The sequence below is a fragment of the Streptomyces sulfonofaciens genome, assembly GCF_014656295.1.
GTDB classification, from domain to species: domain Bacteria; phylum Actinomycetota; class Actinomycetes; order Streptomycetales; family Streptomycetaceae; genus Streptomyces; species Streptomyces sulfonofaciens.
Map to the genome: position 1 here is coordinate 79110 of NZ_BNCD01000025.1, position 24554 is coordinate 103663.

General features: G+C 71.5%; 23 protein-coding genes and 3 tRNA genes. 12 read left to right on the forward strand and 14 right to left on the reverse strand.

Annotation, left to right across the window (positions count from 1 at the left end; all coding sequences use genetic code 11):
• Positions 1-294: 294 nt before the first annotated feature.
• Together IE313_RS29815 and IE313_RS29820 are read right to left on the reverse strand one after the other, a co-directional pair.
• The gene (locus IE313_RS29815) at positions 295-1749 is read right to left on the reverse strand and encodes an FGGY family carbohydrate kinase (RefSeq protein WP_189937710.1); all 1455 of its coding nucleotides are present in this window, start codon (positions 1747-1749) and stop codon (positions 295-297) included.
• 422 nt (positions 1750-2171) lie between these two features.
• On the reverse strand, positions 2172-2489 hold the full coding sequence (locus IE313_RS29820; protein ID WP_189937712.1) for a YtxH domain-containing protein: 318 nt from the start codon (positions 2487-2489) through the stop codon (positions 2172-2174).
• Positions 2490-2642: 153 nt separating this feature from the next.
• On the opposite strand from IE313_RS29820, the gene IE313_RS29825 reads away from it, so the two are divergent.
• The 6 genes from IE313_RS29825 (at position 2643) to IE313_RS29850 (ending at position 5551) form a co-directional block, all read left to right on the forward strand.
• Positions 2643-2715 (forward strand) — tRNA-Asn (locus IE313_RS29825).
• Between the two features lie 5 nt (positions 2716-2720).
• Positions 2721-2793 (forward strand) — tRNA-Asn (locus IE313_RS29830).
• A gap of 168 nt (positions 2794-2961) precedes the next feature.
• Positions 2962-3035, forward strand: a tRNA-Ile gene (locus IE313_RS29835).
• Positions 3036-3508: 473 nt separating this feature from the next.
• Positions 3509-3730 (forward strand): twin-arginine translocase TatA/TatE family subunit, encoded by a 222-nt coding sequence (locus tag IE313_RS29840; RefSeq protein WP_189937714.1) that lies wholly within the window; start codon positions 3509-3511, stop codon positions 3728-3730.
• Positions 3731-4225: 495 nt separating this feature from the next.
• Positions 4226-4612 (forward strand): BlaI/MecI/CopY family transcriptional regulator, encoded by a 387-nt coding sequence (locus IE313_RS29845; protein WP_189937717.1) that lies wholly within the window; start codon positions 4226-4228, stop codon positions 4610-4612.
• 6 nt (positions 4613-4618) lie between these two features.
• Positions 4619-5551, forward strand: a complete 933-nt coding sequence (locus IE313_RS29850; protein ID WP_189937719.1) for a M56 family metallopeptidase — start codon at positions 4619-4621, stop codon at positions 5549-5551.
• 116 nt (positions 5552-5667) lie between these two features.
• Here IE313_RS29850 and IE313_RS29855 read toward each other — a convergent pair whose 3' ends face one another.
• The 5 genes from IE313_RS29855 to IE313_RS29875 all read right to left on the reverse strand — a co-directional run bounded on the left by IE313_RS29855 (position 5668) and on the right by IE313_RS29875 (position 10925).
• A complete protein-coding gene (locus IE313_RS29855) occupies positions 5668-6123 on the reverse strand; it encodes a tellurite resistance TerB family protein (RefSeq protein ID WP_189937721.1) in 456 nt (151 codons plus the stop codon).
• A gap of 103 nt (positions 6124-6226) precedes the next feature.
• Entirely contained in the window at positions 6227-7240 is a 1014-nt protein-coding gene (locus IE313_RS29860) for a sporulation protein (protein ID WP_189937723.1), read from the reverse strand.
• Positions 7241-7960: 720 nt separating this feature from the next.
• Positions 7961-8797: an alpha/beta fold hydrolase gene (locus IE313_RS29865; RefSeq protein WP_189937725.1), complete on the reverse strand. Its 837-nt coding sequence runs from the start codon at positions 8795-8797 to the stop codon at positions 7961-7963.
• 283 nt (positions 8798-9080) lie between these two features.
• Positions 9081-9941: an alpha/beta fold hydrolase gene (locus IE313_RS29870; protein WP_229925073.1), complete on the reverse strand. Its 861-nt coding sequence runs from the start codon at positions 9939-9941 to the stop codon at positions 9081-9083.
• A gap of 162 nt (positions 9942-10103) precedes the next feature.
• Positions 10104-10925, reverse strand: coding sequence for an alpha/beta hydrolase (locus IE313_RS29875; protein WP_189937730.1), 822 nt, complete (start codon positions 10923-10925; stop codon positions 10104-10106).
• Between the two features lie 921 nt (positions 10926-11846).
• On the opposite strand from IE313_RS29875, the gene IE313_RS29880 reads away from it, so the two are divergent.
• On the forward strand, positions 11847-12653 hold the full coding sequence (locus IE313_RS29880) for an SDR family NAD(P)-dependent oxidoreductase (RefSeq protein ID WP_189937732.1): 807 nt from the start codon (positions 11847-11849) through the stop codon (positions 12651-12653).
• 208 nt (positions 12654-12861) lie between these two features.
• The gene (locus IE313_RS29885; protein ID WP_189937734.1) at positions 12862-13377 is read left to right on the forward strand and encodes a DUF302 domain-containing protein; all 516 of its coding nucleotides are present in this window, start codon (positions 12862-12864) and stop codon (positions 13375-13377) included.
• A 70-nt stretch (positions 13378-13447) separates the two neighbouring features.
• Here IE313_RS29885 and IE313_RS29890 read toward each other — a convergent pair whose 3' ends face one another.
• The 5 genes from IE313_RS29890 to IE313_RS29910 all read right to left on the reverse strand — a co-directional run bounded on the left by IE313_RS29890 (position 13448) and on the right by IE313_RS29910 (position 19488).
• Positions 13448-14194, reverse strand: coding sequence for an IclR family transcriptional regulator (locus IE313_RS29890; RefSeq protein ID WP_189937736.1), 747 nt, complete (start codon positions 14192-14194; stop codon positions 13448-13450).
• 40 nt (positions 14195-14234) lie between these two features.
• Complete coding sequence (locus tag IE313_RS29895) at positions 14235-14807, reverse strand: TetR/AcrR family transcriptional regulator (RefSeq protein WP_189937738.1); 573 nt, start codon at positions 14805-14807, stop codon at positions 14235-14237.
• A gap of 190 nt (positions 14808-14997) precedes the next feature.
• Positions 14998-17787, reverse strand: a complete 2790-nt coding sequence (locus IE313_RS29900) for an AAA family ATPase (protein WP_189937739.1) — start codon at positions 17785-17787, stop codon at positions 14998-15000.
• Positions 17788-18292: 505 nt separating this feature from the next.
• A complete protein-coding gene (locus tag IE313_RS29905; protein ID WP_189937740.1) occupies positions 18293-18631 on the reverse strand; it encodes an EthD domain-containing protein in 339 nt (112 codons plus the stop codon).
• Between the two features lie 527 nt (positions 18632-19158).
• The gene (locus IE313_RS29910; RefSeq protein ID WP_189937741.1) at positions 19159-19488 is read right to left on the reverse strand and encodes a helix-turn-helix transcriptional regulator; all 330 of its coding nucleotides are present in this window, start codon (positions 19486-19488) and stop codon (positions 19159-19161) included.
• Between the two features lie 109 nt (positions 19489-19597).
• Here IE313_RS29910 and IE313_RS29915 point away from each other — a divergent pair, with 109 nt between their 5' ends.
• The 3 genes from IE313_RS29915 to IE313_RS29925 are packed head-to-tail and all read left to right on the forward strand — an operon-like array spanning position 19598 to position 21071.
• On the forward strand, positions 19598-20008 hold the full coding sequence (locus tag IE313_RS29915) for an STAS domain-containing protein (RefSeq protein ID WP_229925074.1): 411 nt from the start codon (positions 19598-19600) through the stop codon (positions 20006-20008).
• Positions 20009-20058: 50 nt separating this feature from the next.
• Positions 20059-20475, forward strand: coding sequence for an aldehyde dehydrogenase family protein (locus tag IE313_RS29920; RefSeq protein ID WP_373317092.1), 417 nt, complete (start codon positions 20059-20061; stop codon positions 20473-20475).
• On the forward strand, positions 20472-21071 hold the full coding sequence (locus IE313_RS29925) for a hypothetical protein (RefSeq protein ID WP_189937743.1): 600 nt from the start codon (positions 20472-20474) through the stop codon (positions 21069-21071). The genes IE313_RS29920 and IE313_RS29925 overlap by 4 nt, the downstream gene beginning before the upstream one ends.
• A gap of 69 nt (positions 21072-21140) precedes the next feature.
• Here IE313_RS29925 and IE313_RS29930 read toward each other — a convergent pair whose 3' ends face one another.
• Together IE313_RS29930 and IE313_RS29935 are read right to left on the reverse strand one after the other, a co-directional pair.
• Entirely contained in the window at positions 21141-21653 is a 513-nt protein-coding gene (locus tag IE313_RS29930; RefSeq protein ID WP_189937744.1) for a hypothetical protein, read from the reverse strand.
• Between the two features lie 885 nt (positions 21654-22538).
• On the reverse strand, positions 22539-22934 hold the full coding sequence (locus IE313_RS29935; protein WP_189937745.1) for a hypothetical protein: 396 nt from the start codon (positions 22932-22934) through the stop codon (positions 22539-22541).
• Positions 22935-23345: 411 nt separating this feature from the next.
• Between IE313_RS29935 and IE313_RS29940 the strand changes: the two genes are divergently transcribed.
• Positions 23346-24497 (forward strand): acetamidase/formamidase family protein, encoded by a 1152-nt coding sequence (locus IE313_RS29940; RefSeq protein ID WP_189937747.1) that lies wholly within the window; start codon positions 23346-23348, stop codon positions 24495-24497.
• Positions 24498-24554 lie beyond the last annotated feature (57 nt).

Below are 24554 nucleotides of genomic sequence, written 5' to 3' on the forward strand. Positions count from 1 at the left end.
TGCCTCCCCCTGGTGACCGCTTCCCCCAAGCGACCGTCACCCCCCTATCGTCCGTCACTCCGCCCGTGCTGCCTCAAGTGATTTAGCCAAGAGACGATCAAAAACGCGCAGAATGCGGTACACGGCCCGGGAGCGGGCGCCGTGCCGGGTGACGTGCGCACGGCCGCCTCCGGGCGGGGCGCACGCAGCGGCCCCCCGGCGGCCCCCCGGCGGCCTCCCGGCGGCCGGGGCCCGGCCGCCGCGACGAAGGGCGAGGTCAGCGGCGTGCCACCGGCGTCCCGCCCGGAGTCCTACTCACTGCACGGTGGCCGAAAAAGCGTCCGGATGGATCTGGTCGCGCACGGTCGTGTACTGCTGGCGCACCGCTTGGCCCACCGGCAGCTCGTCGCCGGGCTCGAAGATTTGCATCGACGGCGCCGGCCACTGCGGCGGGGAGCTCGGGGACAGCGTGCCCTCCGAGACGCCGAGCGCCCAGGCGGCCTGCCGCGCCGCGCCCAGCGCCGCGTAGTCCGCAGGCTGTACGACCACGACACGGGCGCCGAGCAGCGCGGGCGCCGCGGCCTGCACGGCGGGCAACTCGGCTGCCGCGCCCAGCAGGAAGACCCGGCGCACCGCCACGCCCCGGCCGCGCAGCACGTCGAGCGCGTCGGCGAGCCCGCACAGCATGCCCTCGAACGCGGCGCGTGCCAGGTGCTCCGGTTTCATCGACTCGCGCCGCAGCCCGGTCAGCGTGCCCGCGGTGTGCGGCAGGTGAGGGGTGCGCTCGCCCTCCAGGTAGGGCAGGAGGACCAGGCCGTGCGAGCCGGGAGTGGACTTCGTCGCCAGCTCCGAGAGCCCCTCCAGGTCGACGCCCAGCAGCTCGGCGGTGCCGCGCAGGGTGCGTACCGCGTTGAGGGTGTGCACCACCGGCAGGTGCATGCCGGTCGCGTCGGCCAGACTGGTGATCATGCCGGTGGAGTCGACCAGCGCCTCGTGGTGCACGGCCATCACGGAGCCCGAGGCGCCCAGCGAGACCACCGCGTCACCGAGTCCGATGCCGAGGCCGAACGCCGCGGCCATCGTCTCGCCGGTTCCGGCCGAGATCAGCAGGCCCTCGGGGGTGGTGCCGGCGGGCTCGGCCGGTCCCAGCACCTCCGGCAGGGCCACCTGGTGACCGAGCGCCAGCTCCACCAGCTCCGGCCGGTAGGAGCCGGCGGCCGCCGACCAGTACCCGGTGCCGGAGGCGGCGCCCCGGTCGGTGGTGCGGCGCGCGGGCCGGCCGAGCAACTGCCAGACCAGCCAGTCGTGGGCGCCCACCACGCAGGCGGTGCGCTGGGCGGCGTCGGGCTCGGCGCGCGCCAGCCAGCGCAGCTTGGCCACCGGCTGGGCGGCCTGGGGCACGCAGCCGACCTCCTTGGCCCAGACCTCCCGCCCGCCGAGCCGGTCGATCAGGTCGACCGCCGCGGACTGGGCCCGCTTGTCCCCTCCGACCAGCGCGGGCCGCACCGTGCCGCCCTGCCCGTCCAGCGGGACGAGCGCGTGCTGCTGCGCACAGACCCCGATGGCCCGCACTCCTTCGAGGAGGCCGCCGCCCGCCGCGTCGCCGAGGGAGAGCAGCCAGGCCTGCGGATCGACGTCGGACGGCCTGCCCTCGCCGCCCTCGGTCGGGTGCGGGGCGTACCCCTGCCTGAGCACGGCGCCGGTGTCCGCGTCACAGACGACGATGCGTGTGGAATCCGGTGAACTGTCCAGCCCGGCGACTATCCCCATACGGAGATTCTGCCGCACCGGGGGGCACGCGCCGCACCGGGTCGCCCCTCGCCCGGCCCGGGGCGGCCCGCAGGGGGCGGGGGCCGGGCCCGACTGGGGCGAGCGGTTCAAAAGGTTCAGGGGGTCCGCTCGGCCCGGGCGCCTCGAACGGGATCGGCGCGCCGCCGACGGGCGGGGTATGGCCCTGTGGAGGTGCCCGGGGGCATCACCCTGGCCGGTGGGGCCGGTGGGGCCGGTGGGGCCGGTGGGGCCGGTGGGGCCGGTGGGGCCGGTGGGGCCGGTGGGGCGCGCGACCGTGCGGTCGCGGGGACGCGTTCGCCGACACGCCCGGGAACCGGGGCCCGCGCACACGGGGCAGGACCCTCGCAGCCGCGGTTCCCGAGCGTGCCGGCGCCGTGCTTCGAGCGTGCCGGCGCCGTGTGTCAGGGGGCGCCGGTACCCCAGTCGTCCTCACCGGAGTGGCCGGAGTGACCGGCGTGCGCGCGCTCGCGCATCGAGCGGACCCGCCCGGTCACCGCGTCCGGCATCCGCTCGCCCACCTTGCCGCTGACCGTGTGGTACGCCCGACCGGCGAGGTCGCGGCTCTGCTGGGCCGCGGACTCCGCGGTGTTGCGCACGGCCGGGTTCTGGGCGAGGTCCTGGACGGACTGCTTGATCTTCTCGTACTGTTCGCGTCCCGCCCGGGTCCCCAGTACATAGCCGAGGGCAAGTCCGGCGGCGAATGTGAGCCGGTAGCGCATGGGCGGCCACCCTTCCGTTGTCTCCCCTGAGCCGGGGTCCGTCGCGAGTACCGATTGGCGGAGCACCCCCCTGCTTGCGCTAATGTATGCGGTGCAGCGAGCGCGCGCCGCCTGGCGGATACCCCGGGAGGTGCGTTCGATGCACCGAGGCGATCCTCCGTAGCTCAATTGGCAGAGCAGCCGGCTGTTAACCGGCAGGTTACTGGTTCGAGTCCAGTCGGGGGAGCTCGATCCTCCGTAGCTCAATTGGCAGAGCAGCCGGCTGTTAACCGGCAGGTTACTGGTTCGAGTCCAGTCGGGGGAGCAGCCGGGAAGGACCCCTCAAGGGGGTCCTTTTTTGTGCCTGGTGGAACCGTACGGGCCCGGGGGGAGTCCTCATGGTCGTGCGAGGCCGACCAGCCGAAGCAGGAGATCGTATGAGCAGCTATGCTGCGGCAGACGGCGCGCACACATGTGCGCGACGCGCCGTAATGGGGCGGTAGCTCAGCCGGTTAGAGCAGCGGACTCATAATCCGTCGGCCGTGGGTTCGAGTCCCACCCGCCCCACCGCGGTGACGCACATAGCAGGCCGTTGACCTGCATAAACGTAACCTGAGGGCCGCTACGCCAAGCGTGGCGGCCCTCGGCGCGTCTCCAGGCCGAAAACCGGTGCCCCGGTAGCCGCACGGACGGCTGCACGGCGGCCCCTGACGACTTCTGCGGGGATCGCGCGGCCCCCCGGGGCCCTGTGGAGGGGGCCTGCCGGTACGGCCTCGGGCGCCTGGCGGTCGGCGGTTCGACGGGCTGGGCCCGTGCCCGCGGGGGTACTTCGCGTTTCCGCCCCGGGCCGGGGCGCAGGAGGGCGCGTCGTTCGGTCCCGCACGGTTGCGGGTCCGCCGCGGCCGTTCCGCCAGGTGCCGCTTCGCGGAGGGCGGGCTTGTGACCGATCGTGCCCTGCGCAAGACTTCTACAGCAATGTAGATACGGCGGGGTGCCGGCGCCCGGTTCCGGGTGCCGCACACGGAGAGGGAGCGCATCTGATGTTCGGCCTGGGCGAGCTGGCGTTGATCCTGTTGGTGGTGGTCGTCGTCCTCGGGATCAGGAAGCTGCCCGAGCTGACGCGCTCCGCGGGCAGGGCGGCACGGATCTTCAAGAGCGAGGCCGGGGCGCTGAAGGAGCAGGAGTCCGCTGGGGCGCCACTTTCGGGGCCGGTCGTGGAAGGCGTCGTCGTGCAGCGCGACGATCGGCCGCCGCGGGCCTGATGCGGTGCCCGGCCCGGCCTGCGGGGCGGGTCCGCGGTACGTCGGGTTCGGGGTCTCCCCGCCCGCCGCCACGGGCGTGCGCCCACGCCCCTGATCTGCCGAACAGGAGGTGGCGGCGGCCGGTCCGCAGGACGAGCGCACCGCCGACGGCCGGGCCCGGGCGGCGAGGGAGGAGGGATCCCACCGGATCGGGCGGTGGAGCAAGACCGCCGACAACCGGCCGCCGAGGAGTGTGCCGGCGATGCCGAGGACGGTGGTGCCGTACCGGTGGTGCCGATGCATCTGCCGGGACCGCGTCCGGGCGGACGGCCCTGCGATCGGCCCGGCGAGAAGCCCGGAACCGGCCGCGCGGTGACACCCGGGCCCTCCTTTCGATGATTCTGCGGACGAGGCGCGGCTGCCGGGTCGTGCCGTGTGCGTTCCGGGGGGAGTTCGGTGCGGGGCACTTCTAGGATCGACGGCTTGTGGTGTGGTGACCGGCGGAAGGGAGAGGGCGTGGGCGACCGGCAGCGTCCCCGGCGACGGGGACAGGGCGAGCTGGAAGGGTTGGTCCTGTCGACCCTGCGCGAGGCGCGCGGGCCCGCGCCGGCGGGCTGGGTGCAAGAACGCCTGGGCGGGGACCTCGCCTACACGACCGTGATCACCATCCTGACCCGGCTGCTGGGCAAGGGAGCGGTGACCCGGGAGCGTGCGGGCCGGTCCTATGTGTGGACGCCGATGTCCGACCAGGCCGGGCTTGCCGCGCGCAAGATGCGCAAGCTGCTCGATGGCGAGAGCGACCGGGGGGCGGTGCTGGCCCGCTTCGTGACCTCCCTGGAGCCGGAGGACGAACGTCTGCTGCGGCAGCTATTGGGCCCTCTCGGCCCGGAAGGGAACGACTGAAGCCTCATGGGGGTGTTCGTCTTCCTGCCGCTGGTGATGCCGTTGACGGCGTTGCCGGTGGCGCGACTGGCCGAGCAGCGTCTGCACCCGCGGGCAGCGACGTGGCTGTTGTCGGTGACGGCGGGGGTGCTGGCGGTGTGCAGCACGGTGTGCCTGGCGCTGCTGGTGGTGGTGGGCACCGCCCAGCTACCGGGCAATCCGCTGCCGGACGGCTGGTCGGACGAGGAGGTACGCGAAGCCGTCCCGTGCGACGAGGTCGCGGGCAAGGTCGCCATTCCGGCCCTGCTCGCCCTGGTGGTGGCCTGCTCGCGGGTGCTGTGGCGGCACCGCCGGGTCCGGATGCGGGCCGAAGAGGCATTGGCGGGGCTGCCCAGGAAGTCGGTGGCGGTGCTGCCGGACGGCGTGCCGTACGCCTATGCGCTGCCCTCGGGCCGGCGGGGCCGGGTGGTGGTCTCCACCGCCATGCTCTCCTGTCTGAACGGGCCCGAACGGCGGGCGCTGTTCGCCCACGAGCGGGCGCACCTGGCCGACCGCCATCACCGGTTTCTGCTGGTGGTGCGGCTGGCGGCGCAGGCGAATCCATGCCTGCGGCCGCTGCGCACGGCGGTCTCCTACACCGTCGAGCGGTGGGCGGACGAGGAAGCGGCACAGGCGATCGGCAGTCGTCGAGCGATGGCCCTGGCGGTCGGTAAGGCTGCGCTGGTCTCCCAGGGCGCCCCGGCGGCGACACTGGCCCAAGTCGCCTCCCCCGGGCCGGTGCCGCGCCGGGTCGCCGCCCTGCTCGGCCCCGCACCCGCCGCGCTCTTGTGGCCGCCGGTCTTCACCGCGGTGGGTCTGGCGGTGTGGACCGCCGCCGCGGGCACCATGATGTCCGCTCTGTCGTCGGCGAATTCCGCCGTCACGCTGTTCTTCGTGCTGAAGGCTGCCACTCCGTTGTAGAACGGCCCCTCCTGGAACGGCCCTTTGCGGAACAGCGCCCCGCAGAAGACCCCGGTGGAGGACGAGTGGGCCGTGCCACCGGCCGGTGGCACGGCCCGGACCAGGGTCCGCCGCGGTTACAGGTCGAACTCGTGCGGCGGCAGGTCGAGGGTGAAGCACGCCTCGCGGACGACGGCCTGCTCGTCCTTGTCGAAGTCGCCGTCGGCGCCGCCGATGACGATGCCGATCTGGATGACGGCCCGGGCCTCGGCGGGCTTCTTCCTCGCCTTGGCGACCTCCTGGAGCACGCTGACCTTGCCGAAGGCGAAGTCGGCGGTGAGCTTGGCGAGGTTGGCCTCGAAACGGCGGCGCAGGTCGTCGGCGTCGAAGTTCTGGAGTACCTCGTTGGTGGCGATGAGCTGGGCGACGCGCTGCCGCTCGGAGGGGTCGACGGTGCCGTCCGCGGCCGCCACGAGCGCGCACATCGCCATGGAGGCGTCGCGGAAGGCGCCGCTCTTGAGATCGTTCTTCTTCGCCACCAGTTGGGTCTGCATGGTGGCGGCGGATTCCTTGAGGCGGTCCCACAGGGCCATGAGTACTCCACGTCTCGAACGGAAGCCCGGGCCCGTGCACATGGCCCGAAGCTCCCGGTGATTTACGGTTGTGCAGAAGTCAGCGGGGGCAAGCCATGCCCCTTCAGTCCTCTTCCTCGTCCTCGCCTTCGAAGAAGTCGCCGACCTCGTCCACGACTTCGGCCGCGACCAGGCCGCCGGCGACACCGACCGCCAGGCCCGCGGCGCCGGCGGCGATCGCGGTGCCCACGCCGGGACCCGAGCGGTGCTGCCCGCCGTGGTGGTCGCCGTGGTGGCTGTGGTGGCCGCCGTGGCCATGGCCCGCGTACGGGTCGCCGTGCCCGTAGGGGGCGTGGGCGCCGTAGGAGTCGCGGTGTTCGAGAAGCTGCCGGATCCAGCCGTCGACCAGAGTGTTCCAGTCCTGGTGGGCGGCGTCGTGGGAGACGGTGAAGCGGGTGAGCGCGTCATGGCCCGCGGTGAGGAAGCCGCCGCGCTTGTCGGCCTCCAGCACGACCTCCAGGCCGCCGGGACCGGCGAGGAAGGTGACCTCCAGCTCGTTGAGCTGGTGCGCGTACTGCGGGGCCGGGGTGAGCTCGATCTCCTGGTAGAAGGGCAGTTGCTGGCCGGTGCCGCCGATGCGGCCCAGCTCCAGGTCGGCGGACCTGAACCCGAATCCAAGCTCGCCCAGTGCTTCCAGGATCGCCTCCTGGGCGGGCTGCGGGCGCACCGCGAGCGGATCCAGGTCGCCCTTGTCCTTCGCACCGGCGACCGCCAGCTCGGTGCGCACGCCGAGCACGATGCCGAGCGGCTGCCCGTGCAGTTCGGTGACCGGTGTCTCCCACGGCAGGCTCACGGTGAACGGGACGCTGCGGAGTTCGCCCTCACCCAGGCGGAAGCCGCCGCCGACGGTGAACCTCTCGAAGGCGACCGCGCCTTCGCCCTCTCCGTCCTCGTACTCCGCCTCGACGCGGGCGACCAGTTCGAGGGTGATGCGGTCGATGTCGAAGTCGGCGTTGCCGCCCTTGAGGTGGACCTGCCCCGACAGGGCCCCGCCGGGCAGGACGGCGCCGGGGTCGAGGACCGTGTCCACCGTGGGCCCACCGACACCGAGCGAGCCGAGTAGCCGTTTGAACACCATGGGGGCGTTCACTCCTTCATGTGCGTGTCACGTGCGGCGCGCCGGGCAGGGCGCGGCGGCGCACCCCGAGGAACGGTGCCGGCTGCCGGTGCGTTGACCGGTGACCGGTCGTGAACGGCCTGCCCCACCTCATGGCGGCGCCCTCCCTTCCCGGCCGGATGTCGAAAGGCGGCCGGGGGCATCCGGCTCCGCCTCTCACTACTTCTACATGCTTGTAGAAGCATAAGTGTGAGGCAACCTTCCCAGGACGCGCGACGGCGTGTCTGACACAAACGGCTGAAAAGGCCCCCCGGATGACAAGCGCAGCCTGCTTGACGAGGGAACCTTGTGGACCCGTCACGGTGAGTTCGCCGTGGCCCTCACCACGGCCGCACGGGCCGGCGCGGACGAGCTCACCGCGGATATGAACCTGCGGGACTGGTTCACCTACCCCGGCCGATGCCTGGAACGGCGGGTCACCGACGTCCGACCGTCCCGTGGAGGTCATCCCCTGGGCCGTGCCCGCCGTGCCCGCCGTGCCCCGGGGCCGGGGCCGGGGCCGCGGCGGGCGTTGGCCGTCGCACCGTGGCCGGGCGCCTGCGGGCGCCTCCCGATCTCGGGGACGTCGGCCCTTTCCCGGCCGCGCTGTGCCGGCCGTCACCTACGACATCGCCGAGCCCCCGTACACATCACCGAGGTCCTGCTCCGCCCGCCGCACCAGGTGGGACGACCGCACGCGGGTCAGTCGCGGAGGAACGCCAGTGCTTGCTGCACGAACAGCTCGTGGTACTGGAAGATGCCGCCGTGACCCGAGTCCGGGTAGATGGCCAGCTTCGCGTTGGGCAGCAACTGGGCGAGCTGGATCGTGCCGCTGGTCGGCCACATGGTGTCGTTGTCCCCGTTGACCACCAGGACGGGCTGCTCGACGCTCGCCAGGCCGGTCGGCGACGTGTCCTTCTCCCACGTGGTGAGTGCGGTCAACTGCGCGCCGATCGTCTCGTTCGACACCGGGGTGTCGCGGTCCTGCGTGCGCTCGTCCAGTCGCGCGAGGAAGGCGTCTGCGGCTGCCTGGCCGGTGGCCGACTGCTCGAAGAACAGGTAGTGCTTCGGGTGCTTGCCCTCCGACGTCGCCTTCTGGATGGCGGCCTGGAGCACCGCGCCGGTGGCGGCGGGCCCCGGGGCGCCTGCGGGTGTGGTGGCCGCCAGGATGATCCGGCGGACGAGGGCGGGGTGCTCCTGGGCGATCACCTGGGCGACGATTCCCCCCAGGGAGTAGCCCAGCAGGTCGACCGGGCCGAGCCCGAGCGCCTTCAGGAAGGCCACCGCATCGTCGGCCATGGCCTCGAAGCTGTCCGGTGTGGTGCCGCCGGAACCGCCGACGCCCCGCAGATTGACCAGGATGAGACGCCGCTCGGCCGCGAGACCGTCGACGACCGCGGGGTCCCAGTCGTCCAGCATGGCGGTGACGTGGTGCAGGAGCACCAGCGGAACACCCTCGGCCGTACCTGCTTCACGGTAGGTGAACGGAGTCCCGCCGACATCCACCGTCTTGGTGGTGGATTCCTTTATGGTGAACATGGTCTTTTGGCTCACTTTCACGTGCCGGCCTTGGGGCGCGGCACTCATTCTCGATGTGCCCGAACCGCCGGAGTCCTGCCACGGATTCAGCGGCGCCTGTCGGTGCGGGCCTCTTTGGCGGAGGCCGGCTTGGACAGGGGCCGGCGAGCGCCTTCGCGGGTTCTCCGGCGTTGATCGGTCGGTGGGGAGTGCTGCCAGGCGGCCCGGGCGCCTCCCGGTGCGACCGGTGGGTGGGTCGTCGGGAGGACCGGGCCGCTCGGCGGCGGCGTGGACGCCGCTTGCGTCAGCGGGTGGCGCGGGCGGCCTGCTCGATGATCCCGGTGACGGTTCCGGGGTTGGTCACCTGTGCGGCGTGGGGGGTGTCGGCCACCACGGTGTGGGCGTGGGCGCGGGTGGCCATGAAGCGCTCCGTCGCCGGGGGGATGAGGTGGTCGTCGTTGGAGACGAGGAACCAGGAGGGGATGCTCTTCCAGGCCGGGGCTCCGGAGGCATCCTTGAGGGCCTGCGAGGTGATGGGGCTCTGTTCCGCGGCGAGTTCGGCCGCGGTCGTGCTGCTGAGCTGGTTGCTCAGGAACAGATCGCGGTACTGGTCGGCCTTGGCGTAGAGGTCGACTGCGACGGAGCCGTCGGGGGCGGTGAAGGGGACGGGGCTGAGAGCGGTCGGGACGGGGGCGCTGGGGTCGTCGGTGATCTGCGTGCCCGGGAACTTCGCGGTCAGGTCCTGGGCGCTCTCGCCCGTGTCGGGGGCGAAGGCCGAGATGTAGACGAGGGCCTTGACGTTGGTGTTGCCGGTGGCGGCGTTGGTGATGACGGATCCGCCGTAGGACTGGCCGACCAGGACGATGGGTCCCTTGATGGTCTTGAGGTAGGAGGCCAGGTATGCAGAGTCGCCTGACAGGCTGCGCAGGGCGGTGGGCGGGGCGGTGACGGGGTAGCCGTCGCCCTGGAGGCGCTTGATCACGCCGCCCCAACTGGCCGAGTCGGACCAGGCACCGTTGACGAGGACGACGGTCGGCTTCGGGGCCGGGTCGGTGAAGTAGGACGGTGCGGCCGACGCGAGGGTGGCCACGCCGGCGACGAGGGCGACGCCGGTCGCGCCGAGTACGGTGATGCGGAAGGCACGGCGCTTGGGACGCTTGTGCATGACTGTCTCCTTGGATGACTGCATGGTGCTCGTTCGTGTGGGATCTCGGTCCGCACCGGTGGGGCGGGCCGACTGTGAGAGGGGAGGGGGGAAGGGGGGAGAAGAGAGGAGGGAATCCGGCCTACGGCCGCGGAGAGGTGGGCCAGGGCGGGCCGGCCTGCGTCACACGCGAGCGGGCGCGTGTTCCTCCGCCCAGTTCAGGGCGTAGTCGGCGACTTCCTGCCAGCCCTTCTGCCCGATGATGAAGTGCGAGCGCCCGGGGAATTCCTGGTAGTCCGTGACGGCGGGCGATTTGCGGTAGAGGTGGTGGTTGGCCTTGTTCACCTTGGGCGGCACGATGTGGTCGGCCTCTCCGGCGATGAACAGGAGCGGGGCCCGCCGGCGGTTGCGGAAGTTGATCCGGGTGGCGGCCCTGGGGTTGAAATTGGCGAATGCCCCCTGGAAGAGGACCCGGGCCGAGCCCGGAACGGCGTACCGCTTGTAGTGCGCGGCTGACTCGCTCTCGCTCAGGGTGTTGGTGACGGCGTAGTGGAACTGCTCCGCTGTCAGCGGGACCGCCTTGTTCTTGTTGGCGGGGTTGCCCAGGACCGGCCAGGCCGATCTCAGAGTGGACAGGGGCAACGGGAGTACGCCCTTGACGGCTGCCGAGTCGATCGCGACTCCCGCACTGCCCAGCCCACGGTCGAGCAGGATCTGCACGACCGTGCCCCCGAAGGAGTGGCCCATGATGATCGGCGGCCGGTCCAGAGCCCGAATGATCGTCTCGTAGTGCTCGACCACCTCCAGGAGGCCGACCCCCGCGATGCCGGTGGGGTCGCGCCGGAGCTCCTCCACCTCGCGGTCGAGGCCGGGCCAGGCTGGGGTGATCACCTCGTACCCCCGCGCCTCGTAGTGCTGCTTCCACCCCTCCCAACTGCGCGGATTTACCCACAGGCCGTGGATGAGCACGATGGTGCCGGCCTGTTCGCTGTCGGTATCGCTCATGCGGGATCTCCCGTGTGCAGAGAAGTTCTGTTCGGCGTCTGTGTCTGGGGGGCGCGCGATCCGAGGCCGGCGACCGCTGCTCAACGCATGCGAAGCCGATTCCGCGCTCCTTGTGACCCGCCCCGGCACGCGTCGAGTGCGACATGTCCAGCGGCGTAGCCCCAGGGTTTCCCCGAGCCTCTTCGGCCCGCATCTGTCAATCGGCCACCAGGTCACCGCGTCCTGGGCAGCCGTTTGTCCAGTCCGTAGGGATATGGCGCACGTCGTCGGCGCATCAGCAGGCTCCGGCCCTCCCTCCCGCTCCCCGGAAGACGCGTCGCGGAACACGCCGCCCATGGCGGTTCCGGGGGAGGGGCCACCGCTCCCGGGTCCGATTCCTGCCAGGGGCGGGGGTGCCCGGCCCCTGGCCGTGGCGGGATGTCCCGCATCCCGGCGGGCGGTGCCCGGTGGTCGTGTGCGGGGCCGTACCGACCGTGGCCGTCAAGCGGCCGTGCGACTCGTTCCGGCGTCCGGATCCGGGGGTCGCAGGGCCGAGATGCTCGCCTCGCACCGCTGCGGGTGGTGCGAGGCGCAGTCTTCTGTGCAGTCATCCGACTTAGGCGGCTCGATCGGGGCTCGGCCGATACTGGCACGTGGTCAGATGCACATTGCATCTGTCGGGCGTGGCCCCGCTCCGGTGTTCCCGTGCCGGGTGAACAGCCCGGGCGGGGGCGGCGGGCTTCGCCCACCACTCAAGGGTTGTTGGGCCAGGTCTCGTATGGAAAACAATGTGCACGGTCAGAGGTCGGTAACGATCAGGGCGGAGAACCCGCGTTGCCGGGCGCCGGTTGGTTCGGCTCCATGGCCTGATCGTGTCCGGCGGCCCGTCCCTCACCACGCCGACGGCCGCCTCACCGTTCGCATCGTCCGCTGAGGAGCCTGATGTCGAAGATCGTTCTTGTCACCAGGGCCTCCACCGAACTCGGTGCGGCGACAGCGCTGGCCCTCGCCGGGGCCGGTCACACCGCCTACGCCGGAATCGGGCCCGCCGCCGGCTCATCACCCGGGGGTACTGCCGAGCTGGAGAGGCACGCGCTCGTACAGGGCACGCGACTGCGCCCCCTCGGGCTTGACGTTGCCGATCAGCGCTCGGTCTCCGTGGCCGTCAGGGAGATCACGGCGGAGTCCGGCCGGATCGACGCGGTGATCCACACCGTGGGACCTGTGCCCCGGGGGCCCCTGGAATCCTTCACCCCCTACCAACTGGCGCAGATCTACGACGCGTACGTGCTCTCCACCCAACGGGTGAACCGTGCTGTACTGCCGCACATGCGCGAGCGCCAGGACGGGCTGCTCGTCTGGGCGGTGCCCTCCGGGCACCCTGCCGACAGGACTCCCTACCTCGCGCTCCACTCCGAAGCGGTCACGCTGATCGAGCATTTCGCGGCGAGTTACGCGAGGGAGCTGGCGGGCTTCGGGATCGAGGTCTCCACCGTCGTTTCCCGTTCGTGTACGGCCGATGCCGGCCGGCACCTGGGACTGGTCCACCCGGACGACACCGAGACCACCGCCGTGTACGACAGCCGGTATCCCGGCCTGGTGGACAGCGTGGACGCGGTTCTTGCGCAACAGACTGTCACGGAAGCGGACATCGCCCGGACGGCCGAAGCCATCGCGATGGTGGTGGACAGCGCGAAGGGCAGCCGTCCGCTCCGCATCGCCCCCGGGGCCGGAGGCGCCCCGGTCTGACAGGCCGGGGGCCGGGGTGCTCGCCGGTGCCCACCGGCTCCGGGGCCCGGTGCGGATGGCCTGCGCGGTCGGCGTGCGATTGCTGCACACCGCCGACGGCCCCACCCGTCCGCGGCGGAACGGGCCGGTCCTGCCCCTCCCCGCGGCCTCCGAGAACGGCCACAGGGCCTCCGATCAGCTCTTTTCTACGATGAGGGAGATCTCAGACATGTCCGAGCCGCGATCGACCAGTTACGAAGTCACCCGGTTGCACGTGCCTCTGCCGGGCTCGTTCGAGGATGCCGTGCGGCACTACGAGAGCCTCGTTCCCCCGTTGGACACCACCGCGCTTCAGGGCCTTGTGGGCTCCCGCGCGCCTTGGGGGCAGTTCCTGGACCAGGCGGAGCGGAATGCCCCTCATGGATTCATGATCTTCTGGAGGAATGCGGGGACTTCACTGATGAGCCTGGCAGGCGAGAACACCTCGTTCGTGATGTACCTCATGGGGAACCACACAATTGCCCAGCGGATGTTCCACCATGACGCGTCGGTCATGCTGCACGCACCCCTGCGTACCGAGATCTACCAGGGATCCGACGGTCCACTGTTCGTGATCGACAAACCCAGCTCCCACTTCAACAGCTACCGCCATCCTGAGATCTCACGGGTCGGGGCCGAGCTCGATCAGAAAGTCGCCGATCTGCTCGACAGGATGGGGGCTCCGGTCCCCGCCGGCCTTCGTTGAGGAGCTGCCGCCGTACCCGCTGCACACGATCATCCGATCCCCGGCCGGACGGTCGGCGCCGCGGCCCTCGTCACCGCAGGGCCTGGGAGATCCTTCGGGCCGTTGCCCGAACGGAGGGAGCGAGCGCCTGCAAGGTCTGGGTGCCGGCCCGGGAGCAGATGGACACGGATGCCACCACGGAGCCGTCCGGCCCGTAGATCGGCGCACCCACGCAGTGGACGTCCGAGGCCATCATCCTGTCACTGCTGGCGTAGCCGTCCCTGCGAACGGCGGCCAGCATGGCACGGAGCCGGCCGGGGTCCGTCACGGTCTCCTCGGTGTAGCGGGGCAGCGGCTTGCCCAGATACTCCTCTCGCACATCGTCGGGGGCGTGCGCGAGCAGTACCAGGCCCGCTCCCGTGGCGAAGGTGCCGAACCGGCCTCCGGTCCGGCTGACGGCCTGCGGGGCGTGGGGCGCGCTGAGCCGTTCCAGGATGACGACGTCCAGATGATTCCGTACGGAGAGGTGGATGTGCTGCTGCTTCGTCGCGTCGTACAGGTTCTGCAGGAACGGCAGGGCGACCTCCCTGATGCCATGGCCGCGGGGAGCGAGGCTGGCCACCTCCCACAGCCGCAGACCTACCCTGTAGCGGCGGTCGCGGCCGCGCTCAAGAGCTCCCCACTCGACGAGTTCGGCGGCACGACGATGGACCGTGGGCAGGGAGAGTCCCGTCCGCTGGGACAACTCGGTGAGCGTCAGCGCGGGAGTTTCGTGGGAGAACGCTCCGAGCAGCGCCAGGACCTTGTCGGTCACCGACATGCCGTGCTCGTCAGACATCTTCTCCGCCCCTTTGTGCCATGATCCGCGTTCCTCCTCCTCAGCCGGAGATGCCCTCCACCACCAGGCGCAGCAGTCGTTCCGGTCGTTCCCCGTCCCCGCTCTCGCTGACCGTCGCGGCGGCGCCCAGCAGGGCGAGCAGGTCGTCGATGCGCACGTCCCGGCGCACCCCGCCGGCCTCGGCGGCTGCGGCCAGCAAGGCACCCCCGGCCTCGGCCACGGCTGCCTGGCTCGCGACGGCCAGGGTGGAGCCCTCGGGTGTGTCGGTGCTCAGGGCGGCCCCCAGTCCCCGGTGCGCGCTGACGTGGTCGACGTAGGCACGCATCCACTCGAGCAGCGCGTCCCGGGGACGCGACCCCGTGCGCAGCCGCTCGGCCAGCCCGCACAGGGCCTCCACCTCGCCGACACAGACCGCCATGAGGAGGTCACGCCGGGTGGGGAAGTGGCGGTAGAGGGTCGCGTTGCCGACACCGGCCCGCCGCGCGATCTCATCCAGTGGCGCGTCGTACCCCTGCGTGATGAAGACCTGCTCGGCGGCGGCGACCAGCGCGTCGTAGTTGCGCCGGGCGTCCGCACGCCGGGGTGGGCGGACGAGCTCTCTCAGAGTGGTCACGGCAGCCCTTGTTCGAGAAGGGGGGACTCCCCTTAATCTAACAGAAAAGAGGGGGATTCCCCGTTTAGCGTGGCGGTCCGGCCGCGCTGAGTAGCCGTTCCAGCGCTGCCACGCGCGCTGGGGCGGCCGACCGCTGCCGGCGTCCGCGCGATCCGTGAGCCGGTCCGCGGTGTCACCGGTCGTTTCGGAGCTATGGCGTTCCTTCCAGGTGCGCAAGGGCGTCGCGCAGGGCCGCGCGTGAGGAGATTCCGAGCTTGGGGAAGATCTGATAAAGGTGCGCGCCGATGGTCCTGTGGGAGAGGTAGAGCCGCTCGGCGATCTGCTTGTTGCTCAGCCCGGACGCGGCCAACTCCGCGATCTGCCGCTCCTGCGGCGTGAGAACCCCGCTTTCCACGGCTGCCGTTCTCGGCGCGACCCATCCGGAGGCGCGAAGTTCCTTGGCCGCGCGCTCCATCCAGGGACGAGCGCCGAGCAGGGAGAAGGAGTCGTGCGCCATGCTCAACGGCCCTCGGCAGTCCGCGTTCCCCCGTGCCCGTCGCAGCCTTTCACCGTAGGCGAGTCGCACCCGGGCCAGATCGAACGGCCATCGTTCGAGCCCCGGCACCGCAAGGGCCGTGTCGAACAGACGTACCGCCTCCTCGTCGTCCTCGGCGCACAGCGCCGCCGCGCAGCCGGCGAGAAGGGCGAGCCGGGGGGAGAACTCCGCTATGCCGGTCTCCCGTATGGCGCGCACATGAGCGACCGCTTCCGCCCGGCGGTTGGTGCGCACGGCGGCTTCGACGAGATCCATCGCCACCCACAGCGCGTGCGGGACGTGGGAGGCGAACGTACCCGGCGGGCTGACGGCCGATGCGTGCTGGAAGGCGCCTTCGAAATCTCCACGTCCGAGGTCCGCGATCGTGCGTACGTGCAGGGCGTAGTGAAGCGCCGTCCCGACTCCCCGTGGTGTCGCGAAGCGGGTGATCTGGTCGACCAGGCGCTCGGCCGTGGCATCGTCGCCGCGCGGGGCGGCGACGACGGCCCGGCAGTACCAGAAATACCAGGTGAAGAACCCGTACCCCGACTCCTCGCACAACTGGATTCCTTCGTCGGCCAGTTCGTCGCACTCGTCCCACCTGCCGGACAGGAAGTCGCCCAGGCACAGGTGCATCAGCGCGCCGAGGGTCCTGCGCGCGGGACCGCCGTCCCGCCCCTGGAGAACGACCTTCCAGGAAGGCTCGCGGACGTCCGCCAGCCGGTCCGGATAGAGCGATGCGGTCCCGATGCGCACGATCCTGCCGGGGTCGCTCTCCTCGGGGAGCCCGCTGAGGATGGACTGCAACTGTTCCAGGGCGGCGACTCCGGAACGGGCCGGGTCGGAGAAGGTCTTGCTGGCCACGGACAGGAGCGCCGGCGGCTCCGGACGCAAGCGGGCGAGTGCGGTGTAGAAAGGGGGCCACAGTTCTGCACGGCCGCTGTAGAAGCACAGGAGCAGCAGGAGGTGGAACGCCTCGATCAGAGCGGCGTCCTTGGCGTCGTACCGGTGTACGCCGGACTCGATGGCGCCCACCAGCAGGCGATGCGCGGTGTCGATGTCCCCGCCGCTGTTGATGGTGAGGTAGACGGCGGCGGCGGCGGAGTGCAGGGAGTCCACCAGGCCCGGGTCCGCCCGGCGTGCGTTCTCGAGCAGTTCCGACACGCCACGCAGGTCCCCGGTCGCATCGGCGCCGATGTAGGCGGCCTCGGCGAGTCTGCGGGCACGGTCGGAAGCGCGGGGGCTGAGATCGGCGCCCCGTACCAGTGCGGCCACCGCCCCACCCGCGTTGCCGCGCGCCGCGATGAGGCGCGCGGCCTGTTCGAGCAGGGTGGCCACCTCCTCGTCCGGTTCGACGGACGCCTCCCCCAGATGCCAGGCCCGGCGCTCGGGATGGTCCATCAGTACGTGGGCCAGGGCGCGGTGGGCCGAGCGGCGCTCCGCGGTGGTGCACGCCGCCACCACGGCCGAACTGATCAGGGGATGGCGGAAGACGAGCCGTCGGGTGGCTTCCTCGAAGTGCACCAACCGGTCCTGCTCGGCGGGCGCGAGAGCTTCGAGACCGCCGTCGTGGCCGGCCTGCCGCGCGGCCGCCTGGATGACACCGAGGTCACCGGTCCCGTCCAGCGTCGCGAGCAGCAGCAGACGCCGTGCGGGAGCGGGAAGGACGGAGACCCGGGAGACGAACAGCGCTTGCAGTCGCTGGCTGAGCGGAAGTACGGCAGGAAGGCTCTCCAACGCCGCCTGTTGCTGGCCGCTCAGCGCGGTCGGCAGCTCCAGCAGGGCCAGCGGATTCCCCTCGGCCACGGCCAGCAGCCGCTCCCGCACCCGCTCGGCGAGGGCGGGGAAGCGCACGTCGAGCAACTCCCTCGACGCCTTCCCGTCCAGCGGTGGGACTTCGTACTCGGGCAGCCCGACGCGGCTGAAGAAGGTCTCGCTCCCCGAGCGCATGGCGCCGAGGAAGCCGACCCGGCTGCCGTCGAGCCGACGCGCGACGAAGCCCAGGACGGCGGCGCTGGCGCTGTCCAGCCACGGCAGGTCGTCGATGATGAGGAGCAACCGTTCGGCGGAGGCTGCCTGACGCAGAAGCATCAGGGTCGCGCTGGACACGATGAGCCGGTCCGGTGGCGGTCCGCTGCCGAAGCCCAGCGCGACGCGCAGGGCTTCGCTGTGGATGCTGTCGAGATCGCCGAACGACTCGGACAGGGGGAAGAGGAGCTGGTTGAGCCCGGAGTAGCTCACCTCGGCCTCGAACTCGACTCCGGCGGCACGCAGAACCCGCGTCCCGGTGGAGGACACGACGTCCGCCGCGGTGTCGAGCAGCGCCGTCTTGCCCACTCCCGCCTGTCCCGACAGCAGGAGCGCCCCGCCGCGGTCGGGGGAGGCGAGGAAGTCGCAGATGCGTCCGACTTGCTGTGCGCGTCCCACCAGGGCGGCGGAGGCGTCGTGCTCGAACAGGTCCCCCACAGGTCACGCTCCAGTCAACCGTCCGACCTGAGCCGGGGTCTTACCGAAGCCCGGCATTCCTTGAAACTTGAATCACGTGGGGTGCTGATGTTATCCGTGGAACGTGGAACGGCGAAAAACTTTCACTGAGTGAAAGCCGTGCTCCTTCGTCCATCTCGGCGCGTCCTTGTCCTGGCCTGTATTGCTGCGGGGGAGGGAAAGGGGACTCCCCTCTGCCGAACGCGGAACGTGCCGGCCGCCGGCCTTCGGTCCGACCGGAAGCCGGGTGCTGCCGTGGCCCCCTGGTTTCGGCGGAGGGTGGGAAAGGGGGTGTGCCGGCCGAGGCGGGCAGGGAAACGGACATGGAAACGGACATGGAAACGGACATGGAAAGGAAGGGAAAGGCCCGGAGGGGTCCGGAGGGGCCCGGAAGGGTCCGGAAGGGCCGTCCGCGCGCCTTCGGCGGACATCGGCACGGTGTCGCCGGTGGGTGCTCCACTCGTGCCGGTGACCGCGTTCGGCGGGCTCAGCCGGCCGTGACCCGGTCCTCGACCAGGAGCGCGCGGGTCCGGGACCGGTCCAGGAACCGGGCCTCGTCGACGGCCACCCGCTCGTCCGAAACGGCGTGCATCCACGCCTGGAAGGCCTCGCGGTCGGGCCAGCCCATCTCGGTGACCACGTCGAAGTCGATCTCGTCCTCGCGCAGGTTGAAAGCGTCGCCGCGCGTCAGGTAATGGCGCTTGTAGAGGGTCGGCGAGGGCGCAAGGCTCAGGATCAGCGGCACATGGTGCTCCTCGTAGTACTCCATCAGCTCTTCCGCGGTAGTGCCTTCCCGCTTGGTCAGATAGCTGAGCAGCTTCATCATGGCAGACCTCCACACGATACGGATAATTCCCCGTTTCTCCTTCCACGCTAACGGGGAACTCCCCGTTTCGCAAACAGGGGGCTGCTGCCAACGCTTTCTGTAACTCGCCGTCCCGTCGCCGCGCCCGAGGGCGGGCGGGATTGCCGGCGGTCGGAAAGGTTGGAAAGGCCGGAAAGGTCGGCACGGTCGCCCCGCCGTGGCCGGTCCACCGGCCGGCGCACCCGTGCCGGTCGTGGTCGTCCTTCCCTCCGCGGCCGCGCGCGGGTGGCGGTCCTGTCCGCGCCTGTGCCGCGGACCTTGCGGTGGCGGTGGCGGTGGCGGCGGCGCGTCGCGGGCCATGTCCGGGCGGCAGGCGCCGGCGGATCGCCGGGCGGGCGGCCCGTGGCGACCGCGGCCCTGTCGGCGGACGGCCCGGCCCCGGGCGCCCTGTGCGGCCGCGGCCCGGCGGCGACGCGGTCGCGGCGCACCGGGGTCGGCGCGGACTCCGCTTCTCCCGGGAGTCCCCGCCTCCTTCGGGGGGTGGACGCCTACCGGGCGACGGGCTTCCTGGCCCGGTCGGTCTCGTCCTGCACGAGCAGGGAGAGCAGCGACGCCACGGACAGGCCCGCTTCCGCCGGATGTCGCAGCAGCTTGCCCGGCTCGATGCGGTAGGTGTTCGTGCGCCCCTCCCGGGTGTGGGAGAGGTAACCGTCCTGTTCGAGGTCCGAGATGATCCGCTGGACGGCACGCTCGGTGAGCCGGCAGTGGGTGGCGATGTCCCGGATCCGGACGTTCGGGTTGTCTGCGATGGCCGCCAGTACGCGAGCGTGGCTTGTGACGAACGTCCATCCGGTGTGAGGTTCGGGCGCTGCATCCATGGCCTCATTTTATGGGGGGACGCGTGTTGCGCGAAACCGCATTCATGACATACTTGTCGTGCATTGGATGACGTGTTTCGGTAGAGGTCATGAACCACAGGAGGACGAGGTGTCGTTGGACGAGGCCGTCCTGCCACGGCCGGCAAGCAGTGCCGACGGGGGCGGCGAGCCGCCGTACGACCGGATCGACGGGCGAGTTTCGGGGGCGGTCGCGGTGGTCCAGTACGAACACGACGGGGCCTGGGTCGTCGTCGCCTACGGCTCGTACGACATGGACACGATCGCACCCCTGGAAGGAGCACTGCTCACGGCGGCCAGGGAACGGCCGAAGGTGGTCCTGGACGCCTCCGGTGTCACCTTCGCCGACTCGACGTTCCTGAACCTCCTGATCCGCGTCCACACGGCGACCACCCTGCGCGTGGCCGCGCCCAGAGCGCAACTGCGTCGCCTGTTCGAGATCACGGGAACGGACAGCGTCCTGGGAGTGCGGGCGACGGTGGAGGACGCCGTCGTCTCCTGAGCGTGCCGGGACGTACCCGCGTACGTGTGGGGCCGCACCGACGTACTGGCGTGGAACCGCACGGCCTCCGCGTTCTTCGGCGACTGGGCGGCACGTTCCCCGCAGGAGCGGAGTTGGCCAACGCCACCAGGAACGGCCTGGGCGGCTACGTCTTCGATGCGGACGTCGAGCACGCCAGGCGGGTCGCGTCCCGTGCCGAGAGCGGCATGGTGTACGTCAACTCCTGCTTCGCCGACTCGCCGGGCCTGCCTTTCTGCGGGGTCAAGAACTCCGGATTCGGGCGTGAGCTGTCGGAACACCGGCGAATTCGTGAACCGCAGGCTGGTGCGGGTGGCCGAAGCCGTCTGACACCTTCGCACCGTGCGGTGTCGCGGCGCAGGCGCAGGGACGCGCAGCAGGCAGTGCGGGCCCGCCGGGGGCCGGCATCCCGGCGTGTCCGGGGCGCCGACGGTACCGTGCCTGCATGATGCCGCAGGAGTACCGCGACTTCTTCGTCGCGGCGGCCGGGGCCACCGGTGCCCTGACCGGACTTCTCTTCGTCGCGCTCTCGCTCTCCCCGCGGCGGGCGGCCGGCCCGGCGGGCGGCACATGGTTCCGCACCAGGGCCTCGGCCGCCCTGCTGGTCTTCACCGACGCCCTGGTGCTCTCACTGGCGGCCCTGGTGCCCGGGGTGGCCCTGGGCTGGTGGTCCGCCGCCGGGGGAGTCGGCGTCCTGGCCTTCGCGCTGGCCGCGCTGCGGGTCAGGGAGGAGGGGCGGCAGGGGGCGGCGGGGCGGCCCTACGGGCTGGCCGCCGGACTGCTGTGCATCGTGGTCTTCGAGATCTGGGCCGGCGTCCGCCTGCTGCGCGCCCCCTCCGACCTCGGCGCCGTACGTGTCCTGTGCTACCTGGTCGTCGCCGATCTGATCTTCGGGGTGGCCCAGGCGTGGGAGCTCGCCAGCATGCGCGACACCGGGCTGATCACCTCGCTGCGCCTGCTGGTGCGGGGCGAGGAGACCGGACCCGCGGCGGTCGCGCAGCGGGTGTCGGACGACCCCGAGGACGAACGCCCGCCGGGTGGCTGACCGCCGCCCCCTCACGCGGCAGGGGAGGCGCGGCAGGGGAGCGCAGCAAAGGGGGCTCGCGTCCCGTCGTCAGTGCTGCTCCCACTCCCGAGAGCGGCACGACATCATGCCCATGACGTGGAAGTGGTCCGCGTTGATCACCACCTTCTCGTCGCCGGTCTTCAGGACCCATTCGCCCTTGTCGCGCCTGACCGTCATGTGTGCGTTGGCGTTCAGGACCCCGTTTCGGTCGCCGGACTTCGCGTTGCGGTCGCCGCCCCGGGCGAACTCCGTCAGCTCCAGGAGGGCCAAGCCCTCCCTGGTGGAGACGGGTATGTGCTCCAGGGCGAGGGTCATGGACATACCGGGAGCGAACAGAACCTCTTCGGTGAAACTCGCCCTGGCGAGACCTTGTGCGGCGTCCCAGGTGAAAGTCGGTGCCTCCCCGAAGCGGAACGGGTCGTAGTCGATTCCTGTGACGATTCCCGCGCCATCGGACGCCAGGTCCGTGCCGCTGTCGCCGATGGGCACCCTCACCTCGGTGTACTGCCAGCGCACCCAGCTCGCGTGGGAGTTGGTGACGATCACGTGCACGGTTCCCACAGAGGGCGCCCCAGGCCGTGACACCAGCGGGGCAGGGTCTGTGATGACGTCGTGGCTCAGCACACACGACACGGTCGGACTCCTTCTCTCGGCGTTCACACCATGCGGACGGAAACGGCGTGCGGCAGGGGCAGGCACCGACGGACACCGCGGCGGCGGTGACGGTCGCGGACGGGAACCCGGCAGTTCAGGCAGCCGAACACGCCGGTGCCGCAGTGCGCGGCCCGTGGCTCGCCGCCGGTCGTTGGGGCCCGCAGGAACCGGCGCGGGCCGCGTCATCAGAAGTCAGGGGCGGTTGCCCGACCCGCAGGGGCAGGGCCGGACATCCCCTGGAACGGCAAACACCGTTGCAGTACTAGGGCAGCGAGGCCGTGCGCCGGTGGTGCTCAGGTGCCGGGCTCCCCGCGGCCGCGGGGACGGCACCCGCGTCCTCGGCCGCGCCCGTCAGCTCCCGCGTTCGTCGCCTCGGCACGACCTTCCGAGCCCCTCGCCGCACGGCTTCCCCCTCCCACCTCGCGGCAACTCCGCAAGCAGCGACTCGACCTGGCGTGCCCTCTCCCGCAGCCCCGCCCGGGGCCGCGCCAACACAACTGCGAACAGAGATGTCCCACGGTCCCGTCCAGGAACCACCATTCGGCGTAACCGGCTCGAACCGAACAACTCGTGGCCAGAACCCGGACAGGGCCAACCCCGAAGGCACCCGCGTTCACCCCCGTCACTTCCGTGTCGCATACGAACGCCCAGGTCGGACCGGCAGCGGAGCCAGGAGGCCGGGGGCGGCGGGGTGGGTGTGGGGACTGTGGCCCTCAGGCGCGCCTGAGCGCCTGAGCGCGCCTGAGGCACGGCGCGGACCGCCGAGGCCGAGGCGTGTGCCGGGTCGGCAGGTCAACGCCCTTCGACGAGGGTGAGTGCCGCTGTGTGGGCGCGTGCCAGGGCGAGGGCGAGCGATTCGGCGGCGGCCTTGGCGGCGTCCAGTGAGCACTGCGCGTCGGCCAGGGCGTGCACGGTGGTCCCGCCGCGGGAGCCGGCGCGCCGGAGGGTGTCCGGCCCGCCGAGGTGTGCCCAGATGCGGTCCAGCGTGGCGGGCAGGTACCGGGCCAGCCGCTCAAGAGCGAGGACCATGTCGTAGGTCTCGTCCGAGGGGGCCCGGCCACCGCCGGAGGGTGCCCGGCCACCGTTCGAGGGTGTCCCGGGGCTGCCGCCGCCGGGTGTCTCGCTGAGCCGGGCCACGAGGTCGCCTGCGGCCTGGGCCAGGCAGAGGAGTGCTTTGGCGTCCGTCACCCCACCATGTTCGCGTTCGCACAGCGGTGTTGTACTTCTATCAGCCCGAGTCCATCCGTGTGGGTGAAGCCGCCCCGGAAACACGCGCATGCTCGGTCGCGCGGATCGGGCCCCCTGGACCCCGACGAGGTTCGCGACACCGAAGTCCGCAGTCAGCAGCGACTGGCCCGGCGCCGCGAGTACACCGCCCCGTGTGCCCGCTGCCGCGGGAGGGAAGAGGGCAGGCGGGACGGCGAGGCCGGGAGGGGTTCGACGCGTCGCTCACGTCCGACGCGTCGGACGCTTTCGACACGTTGGCCGTGTTCGCCGTGTTCGCCATGTCGGCCACGTTGGTCGCACTTCGGCCACGGCACCGCGGACTCGGCGGGCCGTCGTCCCGTCCGTTACCGATCCTCTGGCATGGAGGTACGTGTGCACTTCCCCATCCCCATGGGCAGGCGGCGTTCCAACGACACCGCGCGCTCCAGGCTCAGCCGACGGCGGGTGCTCCAGGCGGCCGGGGCCTCGGCGGCCCTCGGCACGGCGCTCGGCACGGCGCTGCCCGGCGTGGCCAGGGCGGCCGCCGCGCGGGCCAAGGGCGGCAGGACGTACGACGTGCTGCTCAGAACCAGCAAGGAGAACGCGCTGTGGGGCTGGTTCCCCACGAGCCGCCCGGCCGTGCTCACCGTCCCGTCCGGCACCGTGGTGAAGATCGACGCGGTGAACCAGGCCGGGGTGTCCGCGCCGAACGGGCCGGTCGCGTACTTCGAGGCGCTCGGTGTGCCCGCCGACCAGGTGCTGCCGGAGCTGGCCGACATCGCCACCATCCCGAGGACGCCGGGATCGAGCGGACACGTCCTGACCGGCCCGCTCCACGTCGAGGGCGCCGAGCCGGGCGACGTGCTGGAGATCAGGATCCTCGACGTCGCGCCCCGCGTCCCCTACGGCGTGAACAGCACGGGCCCGGGCAGCGGGGTGCTCCCCCGGCTGCTCACCGAGCCCTCGACCCGGCTGCTCACCCTCGACAGGCACAACCGCTACTACCGGTTCGCACCCGGCATCCGGGTACCGTTCCGGCCCTTCGCGGGGATCACCGGGGTGGCACCGCCCACCGACGCGGGCTTCGTCTCGGCCAACCCGCCCGACCGGTGGGGCGGCAACCTCGACCTCAAGGACCTGACCGCGGGCGCCACGCTCTACCTTCCGGTGTTCCAGCCGGGCGCGCAGTTCTACATCGGCGACACGCACGGTGCCCAGGGACACGGCGAGATCGACCAGACCGCCGTCGAGCACTCGATGTCGTTCACCGCCCGGTTCACGGTGCGCAAGGGCGGCCGGCTCACCTACCCGCGGGCCGATCTGCCCGGCCACACCGTGGCGATGGGCATCGACGCCGACCTGGACGTCGCCCTCCAGGTCGCCGCGACGGAGGCCATCGGCTGCCTGCGCGAGGCCACGCACGGTTCGCTCGGTGACGCCGACGCCTACGCACTGTGCAGCCTCGCCGTCGACTTCGTCATAGCCGAGGCGGTCGACGGGAACAAACTGGTCGCCGCCTACATCCCGAAGTCCCTGCTGCCCTGAGGCAGCCGCGTGCGTCCGGCGGCACCCCATCGTGGGCGACCTGATCGCGCACGCCGA